The sequence below is a fragment of the Acinetobacter sp. S40 genome, assembly GCF_016624705.1.
GTDB lineage: Bacteria > Pseudomonadota > Gammaproteobacteria > Pseudomonadales > Moraxellaceae > Acinetobacter.
Genome location: NZ_JACVTU010000002.1, coordinates 290,131 through 306,595, shown reverse-complemented (window position 1 = coordinate 306,595; position 16,465 = coordinate 290,131). Strand labels below are relative to the sequence as shown.

Annotated in this window: 15 protein-coding genes and 1 pseudogene; 8 read left to right on the top strand and 8 right to left on the bottom strand. The window is 38.4% G+C overall.

Annotated elements, in window-relative coordinates; all coding sequences use genetic code 11:
• Positions 1-12: 12 nt before the first annotated feature.
• The 5 genes and pseudogenes from IAE19_RS16565 to IAE19_RS04055 form a co-directional block, all read left to right on the top strand.
• Positions 13-174, top strand: a pseudogene (locus tag IAE19_RS16565) (rubredoxin); the annotation flags it as partial.
• Positions 163-1,359, top strand: coding sequence for an NAD(P)/FAD-dependent oxidoreductase (locus tag IAE19_RS04070; RefSeq protein ID WP_320159411.1), 1,197 nt, complete (start codon positions 163-165; stop codon positions 1,357-1,359). The pseudogene IAE19_RS16565 and the gene IAE19_RS04070, both read left to right, overlap by 12 nt.
• An 11-nt stretch (positions 1,360-1,370) precedes the next feature.
• The gene (locus IAE19_RS04065; protein ID WP_200459652.1) at positions 1,371-2,690 is read left to right on the top strand and encodes an NAD(P)/FAD-dependent oxidoreductase; all 1,320 of its coding nucleotides are present in this window, start codon (positions 1,371-1,373) and stop codon (positions 2,688-2,690) included.
• A gap of 13 nt (positions 2,691-2,703) precedes the next feature.
• The gene (locus IAE19_RS04060) at positions 2,704-3,057 is read left to right on the top strand and encodes a cupin domain-containing protein (protein WP_200459651.1); all 354 of its coding nucleotides are present in this window, start codon (positions 2,704-2,706) and stop codon (positions 3,055-3,057) included.
• Positions 3,058-3,255: 198 nt separating this feature from the next.
• Entirely contained in the window at positions 3,256-4,434 is a 1,179-nt protein-coding gene (locus tag IAE19_RS04055) for a hypothetical protein (protein ID WP_200459650.1), read from the top strand.
• 185 nt (positions 4,435-4,619) lie between these two features.
• On the opposite strand, the gene IAE19_RS04050 is transcribed toward IAE19_RS04055, so the two are convergent.
• From IAE19_RS04050 to IAE19_RS04030, 5 genes are all read right to left on the bottom strand, one after another.
• Entirely contained in the window at positions 4,620-6,584 is a 1,965-nt protein-coding gene (locus tag IAE19_RS04050) for a family 2A encapsulin nanocompartment cargo protein cysteine desulfurase (RefSeq protein WP_200459649.1), read from the bottom strand.
• Positions 6,559-7,491, bottom strand: coding sequence for a family 2A encapsulin nanocompartment shell protein (locus IAE19_RS04045; RefSeq protein WP_200459648.1), 933 nt, complete (start codon positions 7,489-7,491; stop codon positions 6,559-6,561). Before IAE19_RS04045 ends, IAE19_RS04050 begins: the two co-directional genes overlap by 26 nt.
• Before the next feature lie 268 nt (positions 7,492-7,759).
• Complete coding sequence (gene epsC / locus IAE19_RS04040; RefSeq protein ID WP_200459647.1) at positions 7,760-8,698, bottom strand: serine O-acetyltransferase EpsC; 939 nt, start codon at positions 8,696-8,698, stop codon at positions 7,760-7,762.
• Positions 8,699-8,759: 61 nt separating this feature from the next.
• The gene (locus IAE19_RS04035; RefSeq protein WP_200459646.1) at positions 8,760-9,245 is read right to left on the bottom strand and encodes a rhodanese-like domain-containing protein; all 486 of its coding nucleotides are present in this window, start codon (positions 9,243-9,245) and stop codon (positions 8,760-8,762) included.
• 455 nt (positions 9,246-9,700) lie between these two features.
• Complete coding sequence (locus IAE19_RS04030; RefSeq protein ID WP_200459645.1) at positions 9,701-10,138, bottom strand: META domain-containing protein; 438 nt, start codon at positions 10,136-10,138, stop codon at positions 9,701-9,703.
• A 337-nt stretch (positions 10,139-10,475) separates the two neighbouring features.
• Here IAE19_RS04030 and IAE19_RS04025 point away from each other — a divergent pair, with 337 nt between their 5' ends.
• A complete protein-coding gene (locus IAE19_RS04025) occupies positions 10,476-10,676 on the top strand; it encodes a hypothetical protein (RefSeq protein WP_200459644.1) in 201 nt (66 codons plus the stop codon).
• A gap of 208 nt (positions 10,677-10,884) precedes the next feature.
• On the opposite strand, the gene IAE19_RS04020 is transcribed toward IAE19_RS04025, so the two are convergent.
• The 3 genes from IAE19_RS04020 to IAE19_RS04010 form a co-directional block, all read right to left on the bottom strand.
• On the bottom strand, positions 10,885-11,328 hold the full coding sequence (locus tag IAE19_RS04020; RefSeq protein WP_200459643.1) for a universal stress protein: 444 nt from the start codon (positions 11,326-11,328) through the stop codon (positions 10,885-10,887).
• 507 nt (positions 11,329-11,835) lie between these two features.
• On the bottom strand, positions 11,836-12,318 hold the full coding sequence (locus IAE19_RS04015; RefSeq protein ID WP_200459642.1) for an FKBP-type peptidyl-prolyl cis-trans isomerase: 483 nt from the start codon (positions 12,316-12,318) through the stop codon (positions 11,836-11,838).
• A 241-nt stretch (positions 12,319-12,559) separates the two neighbouring features.
• A complete protein-coding gene (locus tag IAE19_RS04010; protein ID WP_200459641.1) occupies positions 12,560-13,870 on the bottom strand; it encodes a D-alanyl-D-alanine carboxypeptidase PBP6B in 1,311 nt (436 codons plus the stop codon).
• 170 nt (positions 13,871-14,040) lie between these two features.
• On the opposite strand from IAE19_RS04010, the gene IAE19_RS04005 reads away from it, so the two are divergent.
• Together IAE19_RS04005 and thiE are read left to right on the top strand one after the other, a co-directional pair.
• Positions 14,041-15,741, top strand: coding sequence for a M61 family metallopeptidase (locus IAE19_RS04005; protein ID WP_200459640.1), 1,701 nt, complete (start codon positions 14,041-14,043; stop codon positions 15,739-15,741).
• 75 nt (positions 15,742-15,816) lie between these two features.
• Positions 15,817-16,446 carry a thiamine phosphate synthase gene (gene thiE, locus IAE19_RS04000; RefSeq protein ID WP_200459639.1) on the top strand — a complete coding sequence of 210 codons (630 nt, stop codon included), beginning with the start codon at positions 15,817-15,819 and terminating at the stop codon, positions 16,444-16,446.
• The last annotated feature ends 19 nt before the right edge of the window (positions 16,447-16,465 follow it).

The window sequence follows — 16,465 nt, the reverse complement described above, 5'->3', positions numbered from 1 at the left end:
GGAATAGACACGATGAGAAAGTGGTTATGTATTGTCTGTGGCTGGATTTATGATGAAGCCAAAGGGTGGCCTGATGATGGAATTGCCCCAGGCACCAAATGGGAAGATGTTCCAGAAGATTGGTTATGTCCCGATTGTCAGGTCGGCAAAGCTGATTTTGAAATGCTGGACATTACTGATGTTGAGATGGAAGAACCACAAATAATAAATTCGGTTGAACCTATCGTCATTATTGGTAGTGGACACGCGGGTTATCAGTTGGCTTTGGCATTACGTAAGCAATCTCAGGATGTCCCTATTACTGTATTTACCGCTGATGATGGAGCAATTTATAGCAAACCTGCTTTATCAAATGCATTGGCGTTGGGTAAAGATGGGGACAGTTTGGTTCGTGAGACAGCCTTAGACTGGGAAAAGCATCTAAATATCCGAGTGTATGCGCATACTAAAGTTAATCAAATTGATCGTACCAACAAAATTCTCCAGACTTCAATTGGTCACTATCCCTATGGTCGGTTGGTTTTGGCAACAGGTGCAACTCCAGTCGTGATTCCTATTCAAGGGGATCTTTCAGCTGTCGTTAGCGTGAATGATCTAAATGATTACCGTTATTTTCGTGATAAATTGTCAGAAAAACAGCATATTACCGTTTTGGGTGATGGACTGATTGGTTGTGAGTTTGCCAATGATCTGGCTGCACATGGTCGTCAGGTGACTGTGGTTGGATTGGGACAGTGGGCAATGCAGCGTCTTATTCCACAACAGTTAGGTAATGCCTTACAACAAGCACTCAGTCAGCTAGGTGTGGAATGGAAGTTACAAAACAGTATTCATTCAATTTTGGCAGTGAATCATCGCTACCAAGTCAGTTTGAAAGATGGACAGCAATTTGAAACAGACTTGATTGTTAGTGCGGTGGGTTTACGGCCAAATATTACCTTGGCTCAGTCTGCAGGTTTGCAAACCGCACGCGGAATCTTGACAGGGCTAGACCATCGGACCAGTGATCCATCTATTTTTGCATTAGGTGATTGTGCTGAAGTCGATGGACAATGGACACCTTATATTGCGCCAATTAATCAAGCAATTCCGACTTTGACTGAAAATTTACTTGGCAAAATTAAAATTACGCAATTACAAGACAGTCTTGTCATTGTCAAAACACCTATATTACCGCTTTCACTTCTCCCTGCAAGTGGAGAGGGAGAATGGCGTGTCGAATACCAAAATAGTGAATGGGCCGCAGGTTTCTACGATGCATCAGGCAAATTGACTGGTTTTGCATTGCTTGGTCGCCAATTGCAGCAACATCGTAGCCAATGGCTTGCCAAGCTCAATCCCCATTCAACTTTAGTTTAAGGATAAACAAAATGATCACTTTGCCAAATGATGATAAAAGTTGTGGTTGGTATGCAGTGTTGCCACCGAGAATCAAGCCAATCAAAAAACTTATAGGTAAACAGCAAGCTGACTATGCAATTATTGGTGCTGGTTTCGCAGGCTTGGCGGCAGCCCGTAGACTTTCGGAACTAAAACCTGAAGCTAGAATTATTCTTGTGGATGCGCAATGTGTTGCAGAGGGGGCATCTGGGCGTAATTCTGGTTTTGTCATTGATTTACCCCATAAATTTTCTTTGGAACATCCGGATGCAGCATTAAAGCAAAAGTTATTGAGTTTGAACCGTTCAGCCATAGCGCAGTTACAAGGTTTGGTAAATAAATTTCAGATTGATTGTCAATGGTCGGCAGCAGGCAAATATCAAGGGGCCGTGGGCGAGTTAGGGGAAACCCATCTCGCTCATTTTGAAAATCTGATGAAAGATTTGGGTGAAGAATATCGGTGGGTGGAAAGAGCTGAACTGAAAAAAGTGTTGGGCACGGATTATTATAGCCGAGCGATTTTTACACCAAATTCTTATTTGATGCAGCCAGCAGCTTTAGTGCAGGGAATGGGAGAACATTTACCTGAAAATGTTGAGTTGTTAGAACAGTCTCCAATTCGGAGTCTAGAAAAACAAAATGGAAAGTGGGTACTAAATGGCGACAATGGCTCGATTGTTAGCCCTAAATTGTTATTGGCAACCAGTATTTTTACCAAAGAATTTGGTTATTTAAAAAATCGGTTATTGCCTGTAATGACTTTTGCCAGTTGGACACGCCCACTGACAGATCAGGAAATGAAGGTCTATAACGGTCAATTGGATTGGGGGCTGACCCCAGCCCATCATGCAGGTACGACCTTACGCATGACTACAGACCGCCGTATTCTGATCCGTAATACTTACAAACATGTGCCCAAATATGGTTCCAATGTAAGTGATTATGCACGTCAACAAATTCATGACGAACATCGTAAAGCATTCTTAAACCGATATCCTGACTTGGCAGATGTCACCTTTACTCATACCTGGGGTGGGGTCTATGCGATTTCACGTAACTTCACCAACTTTTTTGGGGAGTTGGATGAGGGCGTTTATGCCAGTGCTTGCGACAATGGTGTAGGTGCAGCTTGGGGAACAATTTCAGGAACACTTCTCGCTGATCTTGTCGTAGGTGTTGATTCACAAGCCTTAAACGATATTCGTTATGTCACAGGAATGCCAAGTTTGAATCCGCCAGAACCATTTTTAGGCATGGGGGTGAAATTCCGTATTGCCTTGGCAAAATGGCAAAGTAAATGTGAGTTATAAAATGGATAGGACGATGAAAGAAGTACATTTAGTTGATTATAAAGATCTTGAGTTTAATCTACGCGGGGATACGCCGACAGGCACAGCTTATGTAGCTCGAGCGTTGAGTTCTGATATTTCGCCAAACATGGGAATTGGTTTTGCTCGTTGGGAGGGGGCAGAAGTAACATGGAAACTACTTTATGACGAAGTAATTTTCGTGATTGAGGGCTGTTTTGAACTTACTGCCAATGGACAGAAATATGAAGTCCATCCAGGACAAATGCTCTGGATCCCAGAAGGAACTGAGCTCATTTATGCGGGTCACGCAACTTTCGGATATGTAGTGCATCCAGGGAACTGGAAAGAGCTACATGGTTTAGCTTAATAATTTCTATCCAGTTGGACATCCTTTTTAAAGCGGATTGAAAAGGATGTTTTATTTCATAGATTCCATCTAAATACATAATTTTAAAAATTAACTTCAGGAAAGGATTGACCTGAAAAGGGTCTTTTATTTTCAAGAAAATGGAAATATGAAAAAGATTTAAGTGTTCTATATATTGAATTAAACAGGGATTTGTTCATGAATACAAAGGTTTACTATTATATTGCATTAGGTGTATCCATGTTTGGAATGACATTGCCTACTTTTGCAGGGTTCACTGTGGGTGATCCAAAACTTGATACGGGTGCATTCACCATTTCAGGCACATTGCGTGCTAAATATAACTATAAAGATTATGGTGCTGATATTGACCCCGATAATAGCGTGCAGTTTGATGCAGCCATTTTGAATTTGGGATATGACTCTCCAAAAGTATTTGGTAGTGCACAATGGCGGTGTTATCAGTGGTCTGATTTATGTGACTTTTCAACGTTGGTCTCTGCATATGCGGGCTATCGTTTAAATCAAACAGATCATCTTACTTTCGGCTTACAGCCTGTTCCTTTTGGGCCAGATCGTTATTGGGATAGCAGTTTTTATGCAGGTCTTAACTATACATTGGGTTTACAGGATGTGCTTAATTTAGGCCTTAATTATCATACGGAATTTCCATCTGCGACCAAAGTTGATTTGGCTTATTTTATAAGAGATGGAGGTAATTATACAGGGACATCAAACAACGATACTGCCCGTTATTCTGCTAATACCATAAAAACAGATAATGCAATGATGACTAGCCTTAAAGAAAAAGACATGTTTGTTACGCGTATAAGCCAAGATCTCAATTTTTCAAAAAATGATGATCTTAACGTAAAGATTGGCGGAAGTTATTGGTATTCAAAGCTCGATAATCAACGAAATGATCAAGAGGGTACTCGTAAAATTTGGTCTTTATTTAATACTATTCATTACCAAAACATGGGGATAACTCTGACTGCAGGTCAGATGAAAATAGACAATAAAGATTCAATTTCTACTTATTCGACTTTTGGTTCGTTTGATAGCGAATACAATATTGCCAATAAAGGAACCTTTTATTCAGTTGATATGAACTATGTTTTTAACAATGTCAAAGCTGATCTTAATGTCACGCCTTATATTGTTTTGAGTGGATTGAAGAAAGATGAAGATGGTTTTAAAAATTCACAACGCAATATCTTGGGCGTAGCTTGGAATCATAAAAATATTTCAGTTTATACAGAATACGTCATGAGTAAAAATGATATTTTTATTGGTGGAAATGTGGATTCACTTGCTAAAGGCGATGATGACCAATGGAACAAATTATTCAATATGGTGTTTATATATAATTTCTAATTTTAGAGTGGTATGAAAAGTATGACATTTCCCGCCACTTTATCCATAAAAATATAAGGTAGTTTTAGAAGTGATGAGTCCAATCTATTTTAGTGGATTGAAAAGAAGACTGGGTTAAGATTTTAACCCAGTGATCAATAAAACATGATGAATTTATTTCTCGCTATAGTCGCGAATGAAATGTTTTAATGAACATGTTTAACTCTACTTAATTGATGTAATACGGATACCAGTAAATCAATTTCCTCAGTGGTATTGTAAAATGCCAGGGAAGGACGGACAGTTTGTTCAACACCAAAACGGCGCAAAATAGGCTGGGCACAATGATGGCCTGAACGCACGGCAATCCCGTGTTGATTTAAGGCTTTACCGACCTGTTCAGTAGAATATCCTTCAAGTACAAAAGACATTACACTGGCTTTATTTTTAGCAGTACCAATGGGGCGCACTCCCTTAACACTACTCAGCGCCTGTTGCCCATATTCAAGTAAGTCATGTTCATAACGAGCAACGTTATGAATACCTAAACGTTCTACATATTCCAATGCAGCACCTAAACCCACCGCATCCGCAATATTTCCTGTACCTGCTTCAAACTTATTCGGTGCAGGCTGATAAATGATTTGTTCAAATGTCACATCCTGAATCATATTGCCGCCACCTTCCCATACAGGCATGGTTTCTAGAATTTCAGGTTTGGCGTAAACAGCACCAATTCCTGTAGGTCCAAACACCTTATGTCCAGAAAATACGAAGAAGTCAGCATCAATGGCCTGTACGTCGGTTGGCATATGTGAAACAGATTGTGCGCCATCCACTAAGACACGAACCCCTTTGGAATGGGCGATCTGAATCACTTCAGGAATAGGTGTTACTATACCTAGAGCATTAGAAACTTGAGTAATTGAAATTAGTTTAGTACGTTCGTTAATCAGTTTGGGCAATTCTGCTAAAATAATCTGTCCTGTATCATCGACAGGAATCACGCGTAATTTTGCACCATTTTTTTTGCTAAGTTGAAACCACGGAACAATATTGGCGTGATGTTCCAGATGAGACACAATAATTTCATCGCCTTCGCCAATATTTTGCTCCCCCCATGTTTTCGCAATCAGATTAATTCCTTCAGTCGTACCACGAACAAAAATAATTTCTTTCGGTGATTTTGCTCCAATAAATCGAGCAACTACATTACGTGCATGCTCATATGCATCTGTTGCCCGTGCGGCCAATTCATGTGCTGCACGGTGAATATTTGAGTTTTCATGTTGATAAAAATAGGCAATCCGATCAATCACACTTTGAGGCTTTTGTGTCGTAGCCGCATTGTCAAACCAAACCAGAGGACGGCCATTTACTCTTTCCTGCAAAATTGGAAAATCACGACGTATAACATGCACATCGAAAGGTTGTGCTGCACTCGTAAGAAATTGAGGCTGTGACGGTTGATAATTCCCATAAGTCTGAGTGTTTGGTGGAATATCCAAAAAGTAAAAACCAGAAGATGACTGACTTTGCGGCTTTGCTTTCTGCTCATCAGACAACAGATTTGCTAGTGCATCACCTTGTGGAAGCTGAAATGATTGTGCTGTTGCAAAATGGGCAGCCTCAAATACAGAATTAGACGTTTGCGGCGCTACAAAATCATTTAAAAAATAAAAGGGGGAAGCTTCACTGGTTGAGGTGCGAGACGGTTCAACCAAAGGAATATTGGGAGCACTATGAATAGCCGCTGGAAAATTTGGCTCAATCGGAGGCTTAGGTAAGTTTGCACCACCGATTACAGGTGAAGATGCTATCGCACGGCGTTCAGGAGAGTCTGGATAATTTGGGATATGCTCAGGATACTCTGGATTTAAACTTTTTTCATAAGCAATATTTGGCGCACGCCCACTTAAAGCTGCCAATGGTTCAGCAGGTTGTGGTGGATGTGGGGGAGCACCAACATTAGGTAAATCCAAATTCAAGCCAGAAGAATGATTACTACCTGAGCTGGGTAATGCGGCAAAAAATTCAGAGGCAAGTCGTGAAAGCGTTGCTTCATCTGGAAAGTGAGATGGCGGGTAAACAGTGGCCTTTTCAGAACCAGTTGAATTACCTTGCTCCTTACTGGTAGATGCTAGATTATTTGTAATTAACTGGGTAGTCATGATACTTGTCCACCTCCACATCTTCGAGTACAGCCAAAGCATCTTCAGTTAAAACTGCTAATGAGCAATATAATGAGATCAGATAAGATGCAATCGCATTACGGTTAATCCCCATGAATCGTACCGAAAGACCAGGTGACTGTTCTCCTGCCAAACCCGGTTGAAATAAACCAACCACGCCTTGACGTTTTTCACCCACACGTAATAACAAGATTTTTGTTTTACCATCTTCGACTGGAATTTTATTGGATGGAATAAGAGGAACGCCACGCCAAGTAATAAACTGTGAGCCAAATAAACTAACAGTGGGTGGTGGTACACCGCGACGAGTACACTCACGGCCAAATGCTGCAATTGCATCCGGATGCGCGAGGAAAAACCCGGGTTCTTTCCAGACCTTACGTAATAAATCGTCAAAATCATCTGGTGTAGGGGGGCCACTAAGTGTTGACAGGCGTTGTTCATCTGCCACACTTGCCAAAAGGCCATATTCAGGATTATTGATTAATTCGCTTTCCTGACGTTCTTTAATCGTTTCAATCGTGAGACGGAGTTGTTCTTTGATCTGATCATGTGGACTGCTGTAAAGATCAGCAACGCGTGTATGAATATCTAAAACGGTTGAAACTCCATTCAGAAAATATTCGCGTGGTTGAGCATCATAGTCGACAAAAGTTTGTGGCAAAGTTGCTTCATCACGTTGAGTACATGCCACTTGAATATCATCGGTGTTGCTTACTCGATTGACGCGATAAATACCCGCTTCTACAGGTAGCCATTGCAATAAATGCGTGAGCCAACGTGGGGTAATGGTCGAAAGTTGTGGAACAGTCTTAGTTGCATTAGCAAGTTGCCTTGCTGCATGATCACTAAGTGCAAGTTGAACTTTATCAGTGTTTTTTGCCATGGATATATTTTCCTGTTTATAGTGGCGTTGTTAATAAAAAGTGTAATTCATCTGTGTTTATTTAATTTCGTTAAATAGATTATTTGGTTTGTCAGATTTTTAAAAATAATAAATAAAGCTATTTCTATTTATTATTCTGCTTATTCTTTATAAATTTATAGTTATAAAAAATGGTGATAAAAATAAATAAATACTTATTTAAAAGATTCAATAAAACTTAACCTGAATTTGATTATTTATAGGTTTGATAAACTCACTTAGATATATTTTAAGCTGTATTCTTTTTTTGAGATTCTGAGGGGGACTGTAAGATTTGACTAGCGGGTGGAACACTATGAGTTAACCAGACATTGCCGCCGATGATAGAGCCTTTACCAATCGTAATTCTTCCTAGAATGGTTGCACCTGCATAAATAACTACATCATCTTCCACGATCGGGTGACGTGCATAATCTTTTTTAAGTGCACCATCCTGATTAATTTCAAAACGTTTAGCACCTAAAGTCACCGCCTGATAGATTTTGACATGCTCGCCAATCACGCAAGTTTCACCAATCACTACACCTGTCCCATGATCAATAAAGAACCCCTTGCCAATTTCTGCGCCCGGATGAATATCAATACCAGTAGCGGAATGTGCGAGTTCAGAGATGATTCGTGAAAGTAAGGGGACACTTGCATATAATTGATGCGCTACTCGATGATGAATGATCGCTAAAATTCCTGGATAGCACAGCAAAACTTCATCTACGCTGTGCGCTGCTGGATCGCCTTCATACGCAGCACATACATCCGCATCCAATACACGACGAATATTCGGTAGAGTATTGGCAAAATCCTGAACGATGGTTTTCGCTAAAGTGACCTGTTGTTCGTATAACAAACGCTCATTACTGGAAACAGGAAGTTGTTTAACATGAGTTTTTGCCTGATAATTCAATGCTAATTTAACTTGTGAAAATAGTTCGTTAAGGACTCGATCCAGCGTATAGGCAATATAATAGTCTTCTGTTTCCTGGCGAAGATCACTGGGCCCAAGCCGCATTGGAAATAAAATGCCACACAAATCTTCTAAAATAGATTTAAGTGATTGTTTAGACGGAAGTTCACGTCCACCAAATTCTTTGATTCGATGTTGACGCTCTCTCCAGTCATGGCGTGCTTGTTGTAAACCTTCAACGACAGGCTGTATGTTCCATTGGCTCACGAAAATTCCTTAGCAAACAAATAGTTAAATAAATTAAAAGCAAAGACCCAAATAATCATTCTTAATCTTGTAGCCAAGGTAAATGATGAATACGCCAGCCATTGTTTTGGTTGCGTTGGTGTTGTTCATTTAGGTCACCTTCAAAGCCTTCAAGCACGTTATACACGTGATTAAAACCTGCTTTAAATGCTGCCTCAGCAGCCAACGCAGAACGCTTACCACTACGACAAAGTAATAAAATGGTCTGATCTTTGCCTACTTTATTTTCAAGCTCTTTAGTAAAACGTGGATTACGATTAAATGATGTTCCTGTGGCCCAAGCGACATGAATACTTTCAGGAACATAGCCAACAAATTTTCGTTCTTCATTCGTTCGGACATCGACCAAAATAGCATGACCTTGTTCCACTAAAAACCAAGCTTCTGTGGGAGGAACGCTCCCCGTAAAATTGAGTTCATTTTCAAGCGAATATTGTTGTGCTTTTTTTAAAATTTCATCTACAGAAGCAATCGTCAAAGACGTAGAATGATTGAACTTGGCATTCATGATTAAATCCTTAATATTAACTTATCAAGATCAGTAGTGTTTTATGCTACGCTTGTAAGCTTATTCTTAAAAATAAATAAATTGAATTTCCATATATTTAATATGAAAAAGGTCGATCAGAAGATTTTAGAATTGAAAGTAAATTTAGATAAAATATAAATTACGGCAGATTGGTTTTATATTTTTTAAAGTAAACATAATTGGGTTGGACAAATATTATTTAATTTTTAATATTTCCTAGAAGTGAAATGGACTAATCAATAGGTAATGAAGATTAAGAATAGTTTAAGCAATTTCAAAGAATTTCAGATATGAAAAATGGTGAAGGATAAGCTTTAATTATTTTTTATAAGACATGAATATATAAAATTTAAGTTTTGTTATAAAGTAAAAATTTAAGAAAGCATTTTATGACAAATTAACACTCCCAATCAGCGATTGGGAGTGCGTTGCATTTATTTATTTTTTAACTGAATCACGACTTTTCCATCGCTATTCATAAGCTCTAATTTTTTGTCAGAGACTTTGTAGCTAGTTGTTTGTTCCAAGGCATTTGAGAATTTCTCAGGAACATCGGTTGCATTCAAGCAAGCCATTTGAGTTTTCGCAAGTTGGGTAAAGGCAATTTGAGAACCCTTAACAGTGTAGCCACCCATAATACGATTACATCCATCAGATCCACTCAATGCGCTATTATCAAACATGAGTGATGGAATATTAGTGGTTTGGGCTGGATTTGCTTTATATTCAACCCCATTAATTTCTGTTACCAGCCATGATTTATTTTGTAGCATGGCAAGATTACGGTCAGTTGATGGGTTGGTCATTGTGGCACAGCCCGCCATTGTGAGTGCTGAAACAATACCAGTAGTAATGATGATTTTTTTTAACATGTTTTTCTCCGATTCGGTTTTATTCACTTAATAGAATAGATGAGCGATTTATTTTTGATCTAACATGGATGAAACCAACTTAAGCATTCTAAGATAAAAATATGCTTTTAATTCATTATTTTACTGATTAAGTACAATTTTAGAATATTTAATAAGAATTGCTGCAAAAGCACATCAGTTCATTTCTTTTGCTTACAGAAGCAAATTAGAGACTAAAAAATCTAATTTCACTGAAATGGGTGACAGCAAATGAGATCAGCATAAATGAAAATGATAATTGTTTTATTTTGTTTAATTGTGTAAAGTGGGGTTGCCTATCAAATTTTGGGTATCTCCTATGCGTCAGTATCATCTGAGTTTTTTGTTTTTCGCTTTATTAGTTGTTTTCTCGTTATTATTTTTAATTTTGGGAATTGTAGAAATGGATCTAATTTTTGCAATTATTGCATTATTATGTATGACTGCGGCCTGGTTGGCATATAAAGAATTTGGCCTAACGATCCATTACATCAAAAAAACCAAAGAAACGGTTGAGTAAAACTTGACCGTTTTAGTTTAAAGTGCTAATTTAAAACTAAGGTATTCATATACTGCTTGGTTTATAAGAGTTAGGTCTCGGCCGAGATACATCAGATATGGTAACCTTGATTTGTAATTAGCTAACAACAAACAATGTTTGAGGATATTTACTCACATTGTTTAGGTTCTAGAAAAGCCCGTAAAAACGGGCTTTTTAGTGTCTAAATTTATTTTTTTACAATAAGAACAGGTAACTCAGTACTACCTAATACATCTTGCGCAAAGCTTCCAAGGAAAAACTTCTGAAACCCTTTGCGACCATGGGAACCCATCACGATTAAATCAACTTTTAAATCTTCGGCTGCCTGTAAAATTCCTTCTGATGAGACTTCACCCTTAACTACTTGAGTCTCAACCTCAACACCCAATTCAGTGCCTATGGCTTTTGCTTTAGCCAAAGTTTCTTCTGCCTGCGCACTTGCCTCAATAAAATAGTCTTTCATAATTGGGGAAACATAATAAAAATCGACACCACTAAACGGATCGACAGCCAATAAACTGATAGCAGTAATTTTACTGTCAAATGCTTTTGCAATTGAGGCTGCTTGTCTAAGTGCAGCGAGAGAAATGTCAGAGCCGTCAACTGGGACCAAAATATGTTGATATTTCATGATGTATTATTCCTATGTGAACTAATCATTCTTATAAATCTAAAATGCGATCTCTATGTAAGTATAAGCGGAGTCTGCACCTTGATCTCCATCATAAAAACAAATGAAAACAACTACAAGGCGAATTACAATTCAGAAATAATGTTTCTGTGCGGTGAAGCTAAAAGTTGTATAGACCTTTATGCGTAAATTAGACTTAAAGTTAGGCGCTGGTCAGAAATAAGTACAAAGTTTAAATGGTGGCTATATTGATATAGGCGATTTGCATAACGGGGTAATGAAAAACCGCCTTGCAATAAATTACAAGGCGGCTAGAGGGATGAATTTATGATAAATCATAATTCAAGAAAAAATTAACATATGTCACATAAAAGGTCAAATATTGTGATTTTAATCTCATTTTTCATTATTTAATTTTAAGATATCTAAATAAATTATGGGTTTTATCCGGCAAAAAAAATAAAGCAAAGTCGAAACTTTGCTTTATTTAGATCGGAAATGAACCGATTAGTGGTGATGACCACCCGCACCATGTACGTGACCGTGATCTAGCTCTTCTTGAGTAGCATCACGAATTTCAACAATTTCAACTTCAAACGTTAAATCTTGACCAGCAAGAGGGAAGTTTGCATCAACAACAATATTATCGCCTTCAACTGCTTTTACAGTAACGATTTGAACGCCATCATCTGTTTGAGCTTGGAATTGCATACCAGGTTGAATATTTTCAACACCTTGGAACATTTGTGCTGGCACTTCTTGTACAAGGTCAGGATTATATTCGCCGTAACCTTCAGCTGCTGGTACATTTACTGTAAATTTTTCACCCACAGTTTTTCCAGCCAAAGCATTTTCTAAACCAGGGATGATATTGCCTGCACCGTGCAAATAGGCAAGTGGTTCACCTTGTGATTGGTCAAGAGTTTCACCCTCTGCATTAGTCAGCGTATAGTGGAATGAAACCACGTGGTTATTTGCAATAGCAGTCATGTTATTTGATCCATTCAATCAATTTAAGTACACATCATAAAGTGAAAAATTCGTTTTGTAGATTAAAAATCGTAAAAAAGCACAAGTTTTCACATTTAAACAGTCATTTTTTCATAAATAGGGATGATTTTCTCGATTTCAATGCAAAATTAAATTTTTATGCTTTAAATATGGTCATATGGTTTATAAAAAAGAAAAGGCAGCACAAAAGCGACCTTTTCAAATATCAAATCATTTGCAATTAATTGAGAGGATAGAGTTTAACGCTTTGTTCATCATGCCCGAAAAGTGAAAAAAGGCTTTTCACCCACATGAAGAATCGTTCAAAAATATTAGCTTCCTGAATTTGAACATTGTCATTAATCTGAATGCTTTGAATCAATTGATTGTTTTGATAAACCTGAACAGTTGCAAGATTAACCGCTTTCATTAATGGAGCTGTAAGCTGTTTTTCATTCAGTTCAACGTTCACATGAGTTTTAGTGGTTTGCAAAGGTTCAATAGTGGTCATTATTCCATTATCAAAAGTGACATGCAGGCGTTGAGTTTGCATATCAAATTGATTCAGATCAATCGGTTGCGCTAAGTCATATAAAGACGTAGTGACAATAGTAGGTTGTTGCGTTTCAACTTTAAACATCTTTAAGGTTGATTTGATGACAGGTAATTCAGCAATTAACTGTTTATCTTTTATAACTTCTTCATCGCGTGTGTAGGTATACGCCAGATTCATCAGCTTATGCGCAACTTCAGCACGTTTTATCGCACTTTTAGTCCCTAACACTACCACGATCAGACGGCGTTCAGGTAAATCTGGATTCAAGGTTGGGCGTTTGGCAGTTAGTGCCAGATTATAACCCGCTGCTTTAGTAAAACCTGTTTTTAAACCATCCACACTTGGGTCATTTTTGAGCACTAAATTAGTCGCATGATGAAAACGTTGGTTATAACTAAAACTTGGTAATTTTGAATAGCTTAAATAATCAGGTACTTCATTGACTAATGCTTTAGCAAGTAAACCTAAATCATGGGACGTTGAATAATGATCTGGCATGGTGACGCCAGCAGGATTAGAAAAGTGCGTATCTTTCATGCCTAAAGCTTGAGCTTCTTGATTCATCCGTTTCAAAAATGCAGGTACATTTCCTGAAATACGCTCGGCTAAGGTAACAGCAGCATCATTGGCTGACATGACAATGAGGCCTGCCAAAAGCTGGTCAACAGAAATTTGTTCACCTTCTTTTAGGTACATTTGTGATTCATCCCACTGAACCATTTTAACCACAGGTGTTGCAGTTAAAATCTCATCTTTACGCAATTTTCCTGCTTTAATTTCCTTTAAGGCAATATAAGCCACCATCATCTTGGTTAAAGAAGCAGGAGCGCGCTGCGCATGACTATTGTATTCAGCTATGATTTGTCCTGATTGTGCATCGATGATGCTCCATGCCTGAGCTTCGACACTTTCAGGTGCAATATTCAAGAGTTGTGCATTGGCAAGTGTTGTACAAAATAGACTAAATAGCGTAAAGAGTGAAAGAAAAAATCTCACGTGTTCACCTGCATGACCATCCTGTGGTGTGAAATGCTAAAAATAGTTGCATGCTATGCCTTTTTTTTCATGATGGCTAGTGACTTTTGTAGACAAATGCGACAACCGCTCATGAGGTCGTAAAAAAATGTTAAGCTAACTGAAATTGACTGACTTGATATCCTGAAAATATGTTGCATTACCAAATTGAATTTGATGATTATCGCCAACACCTAATCCATGTCACCATGCGTTTTTTGGCCAATCCAAATCAGGAACTTTGGCTACCCACATGGATTCCAGGAAGTTATCTGATTCGTGAATTTGCAAAGCATATTGAATCGGTCAAAGCTTATGATGAAGCCGGGCGATTACTGTCAATAAGGAAAGATCAAAAAAATAGATGGCAATTATTCAATACTGATCATGAACTGATTACAGTTGAATATGATGTTTATGCTTATGATTTATCTGTTCGCGGTGCCTATGTCGATCAGACGCGTTTATATGTCAATCCTGCTTGTGTGTGTCTAGGACTACAAGATCAAGAACAATCGGCCTGTGAAGTCGAATTGTTTTTACCCGATGAACTTAAACATTTCCAGCTTGCGACGGGTTTAACATCAAAAAGTCTGGTGAAAGGGCGTTTTACTTTAAAAGCGGACAATTATGATCAACTCATTGATAGTCCATTTGAGCTGGCAGAGCAAACCCGTTTTAGCTTTGAGTCAAAGGCGATTCCACACGAATTTGTGGTTTCTGGTCAGCATCAAATGAATGTTGAACGTTTAAAGGCAGACTTAAACAAAATTTGTGAAACTGAAATTGCAATTTTTGGTTCAGCACCATTTAAAAATTATACTTTTATGACTATGGCGACGGGCAATAGTTATGGCGGACTTGAACACTGTAATAGTACTAGCCTGATTATACCGCGTAATGATTTGCCTAAAGTCAGTGAACCTGAAGAGCCATCGGAAGACTATCAGCGCTTTTTGGGTTTATGCAGTCATGAATATTTTCATTCCTGGTTAGTCAAATTTATACGCCCTGAAAATTTTGTCCAGTACAATTTACATCAAGAATCATATACTTCTTTGCTGTGGATTTTTGAGGGTTTTACTTCGTATTATGATGATCTGATTTTGCTGCGTAGTGGAGTGATTTCACAAGCATCCTATCTAAAATTACTCAAAGCACAATTTGATCGTTATCTACAAAATCCGGGACGTTTTATTCAGTCAGTAGCCGAATCAAGTTTTGACGCATGGATCAAGTTTTATCGTCAAGATGAAAATTCAAATAATGCAGGCACCAGTTATTACAATAAAGGCGCATTGGTCGCTTTATGTCTTGATCTTGGGTTACGCACTTATGATTCTAGTCTTGATGCATTATTGCGTCGTTTATATGAAAATACGCAAAAAGGTGTTCAGGTTAATGAACGAACCATCTTTGATTTGTGTAAAGAGTTGACAGGCCAGGACTGGACCGAACGCTTGAGCTTCTTGATCAATACTACGGAAGAACTGCCGCTCAATGAATTACTGCCATCGTTTGGATTAAGCTATCAATTTAAACATGATAAAGCGTTGCCATTTGGCTTAAAGCTGTTAGATAAACCTGAAGGTGTGCTGATTCAGCAAGCCAATCGTGCTGGAGAAGGCGCAAAAGCTGGTTTATCTGCCAATGATGTGATTATCGCGATTGATGGATTAAAAGCGTCTGAAAAGTTATTAGCACAATATGCAAAGCAGCAAGGACAGTTCACTGTACATGCGTTTCGCCGTGACGAGTTAATTCAGTTTGCTGTAGTGGGTGGCGAAATTCCGTTACAGACAGTCGAGTTTAATATTGAAGACCAAGCCAAACTGGATTTATGGCTTAAATAAATGAGGGGCTGTGTAGGACGAGCTTATACAGTCTTTTATGTTCCAGTCTAAAATAAATGAAGAGAATTTAATTTAATGCGCGGTTTATATTTAATTACCAATGACGATCCCATCGAGCTTTTATTAGAAAAATTGGAAGTCGCATTGGCAACGGGACATATAGCAATTTTGCAATATCGTCGTAAAAAAGTAACTCCACTAAATCAGCCTGTCGAAGTCGATGCGATTAAATGGCTTTGCGAAAAATATCAAGTTCCTTTTATTATTAATGATGATCTAATTTTAGCGGCTCAGTTTAAGTTAGGTGTACATTTGGGTCAGTCAGATGGTGAAATTACCGATGCGAAAGCTCGACTCGCATCTAATGCTATTATTGGTCGAACCTGTGCCAACTCAATTGAACTAGCGGAACAGGCTATTATTGACGGTGCAACCTATGTGGCTTTTGGTGCAATTTATGCGACCAATACTAAACCAGAGGCAGGAAATATCGGTTTAGAAACGCTAAAACAGGCACGTTCAAAAATTGGTGTACCGATCTGTGCGATCGGCGGTCTGATAGTTGAAAATTCCAGAGAAGTGATTGAAAACGGAGCTGACCTGTGTGCCGTGATTAGTGATATATTAGGCCGTTCGGTTCAAGAAATTCCTGCGCGCGTAAATGCGTGGGCTGCGTTATTTGCAGAAGATTTATCTAAAAAATAATGTTCTGCATTCTGATTTA

Excerpts from the sequence above, each read along its gene's own strand:
- IAE19_RS04055 (WP_200459650.1), top strand. The coding sequence starts at position 3,256 with ATGAATACAAAGGTTTACTATTATATTGCATTAGGTGTATCCATGTTT.
- IAE19_RS04015 (WP_200459642.1), bottom strand. The coding sequence starts at position 12,318 with ATGACTGCTATTGCAAATAACCACGTGGTTTCATTCCACTATACGCTG.
- IAE19_RS04050 (WP_200459649.1), bottom strand. The coding sequence starts at position 6,584 with ATGACTACCCAGTTAATTACAAATAATCTAGCATCTACCAGTAAGGAG.
- IAE19_RS04020 (WP_200459643.1), bottom strand. The coding sequence starts at position 11,328 with ATGAAATATCAACATATTTTGGTCCCAGTTGACGGCTCTGACATTTCT.
- IAE19_RS04045 (WP_200459648.1), bottom strand. The coding sequence starts at position 7,491 with ATGGCAAAAAACACTGATAAAGTTCAACTTGCACTTAGTGATCATGCA.
- IAE19_RS04065 (WP_200459652.1), top strand. The coding sequence starts at position 1,371 with ATGATCACTTTGCCAAATGATGATAAAAGTTGTGGTTGGTATGCAGTG.
- IAE19_RS04030 (WP_200459645.1), bottom strand. The coding sequence starts at position 10,138 with ATGTTAAAAAAAATCATCATTACTACTGGTATTGTTTCAGCACTCACA.
- thiE (WP_200459639.1), top strand. The coding sequence starts at position 15,817 with ATGCGCGGTTTATATTTAATTACCAATGACGATCCCATCGAGCTTTTA.
- IAE19_RS04060 (WP_200459651.1), top strand. The coding sequence starts at position 2,704 with ATGAAAGAAGTACATTTAGTTGATTATAAAGATCTTGAGTTTAATCTA.
- IAE19_RS04025 (WP_200459644.1), top strand. The coding sequence starts at position 10,476 with ATGCGTCAGTATCATCTGAGTTTTTTGTTTTTCGCTTTATTAGTTGTT.
- IAE19_RS04035 (WP_200459646.1), bottom strand. The coding sequence starts at position 9,245 with ATGAATGCCAAGTTCAATCATTCTACGTCTTTGACGATTGCTTCTGTA.
- IAE19_RS04005 (WP_200459640.1), top strand. The coding sequence starts at position 14,041 with ATGTTGCATTACCAAATTGAATTTGATGATTATCGCCAACACCTAATC.
- IAE19_RS04070 (WP_320159411.1), top strand. The coding sequence starts at position 163 with ATGCTGGACATTACTGATGTTGAGATGGAAGAACCACAAATAATAAAT.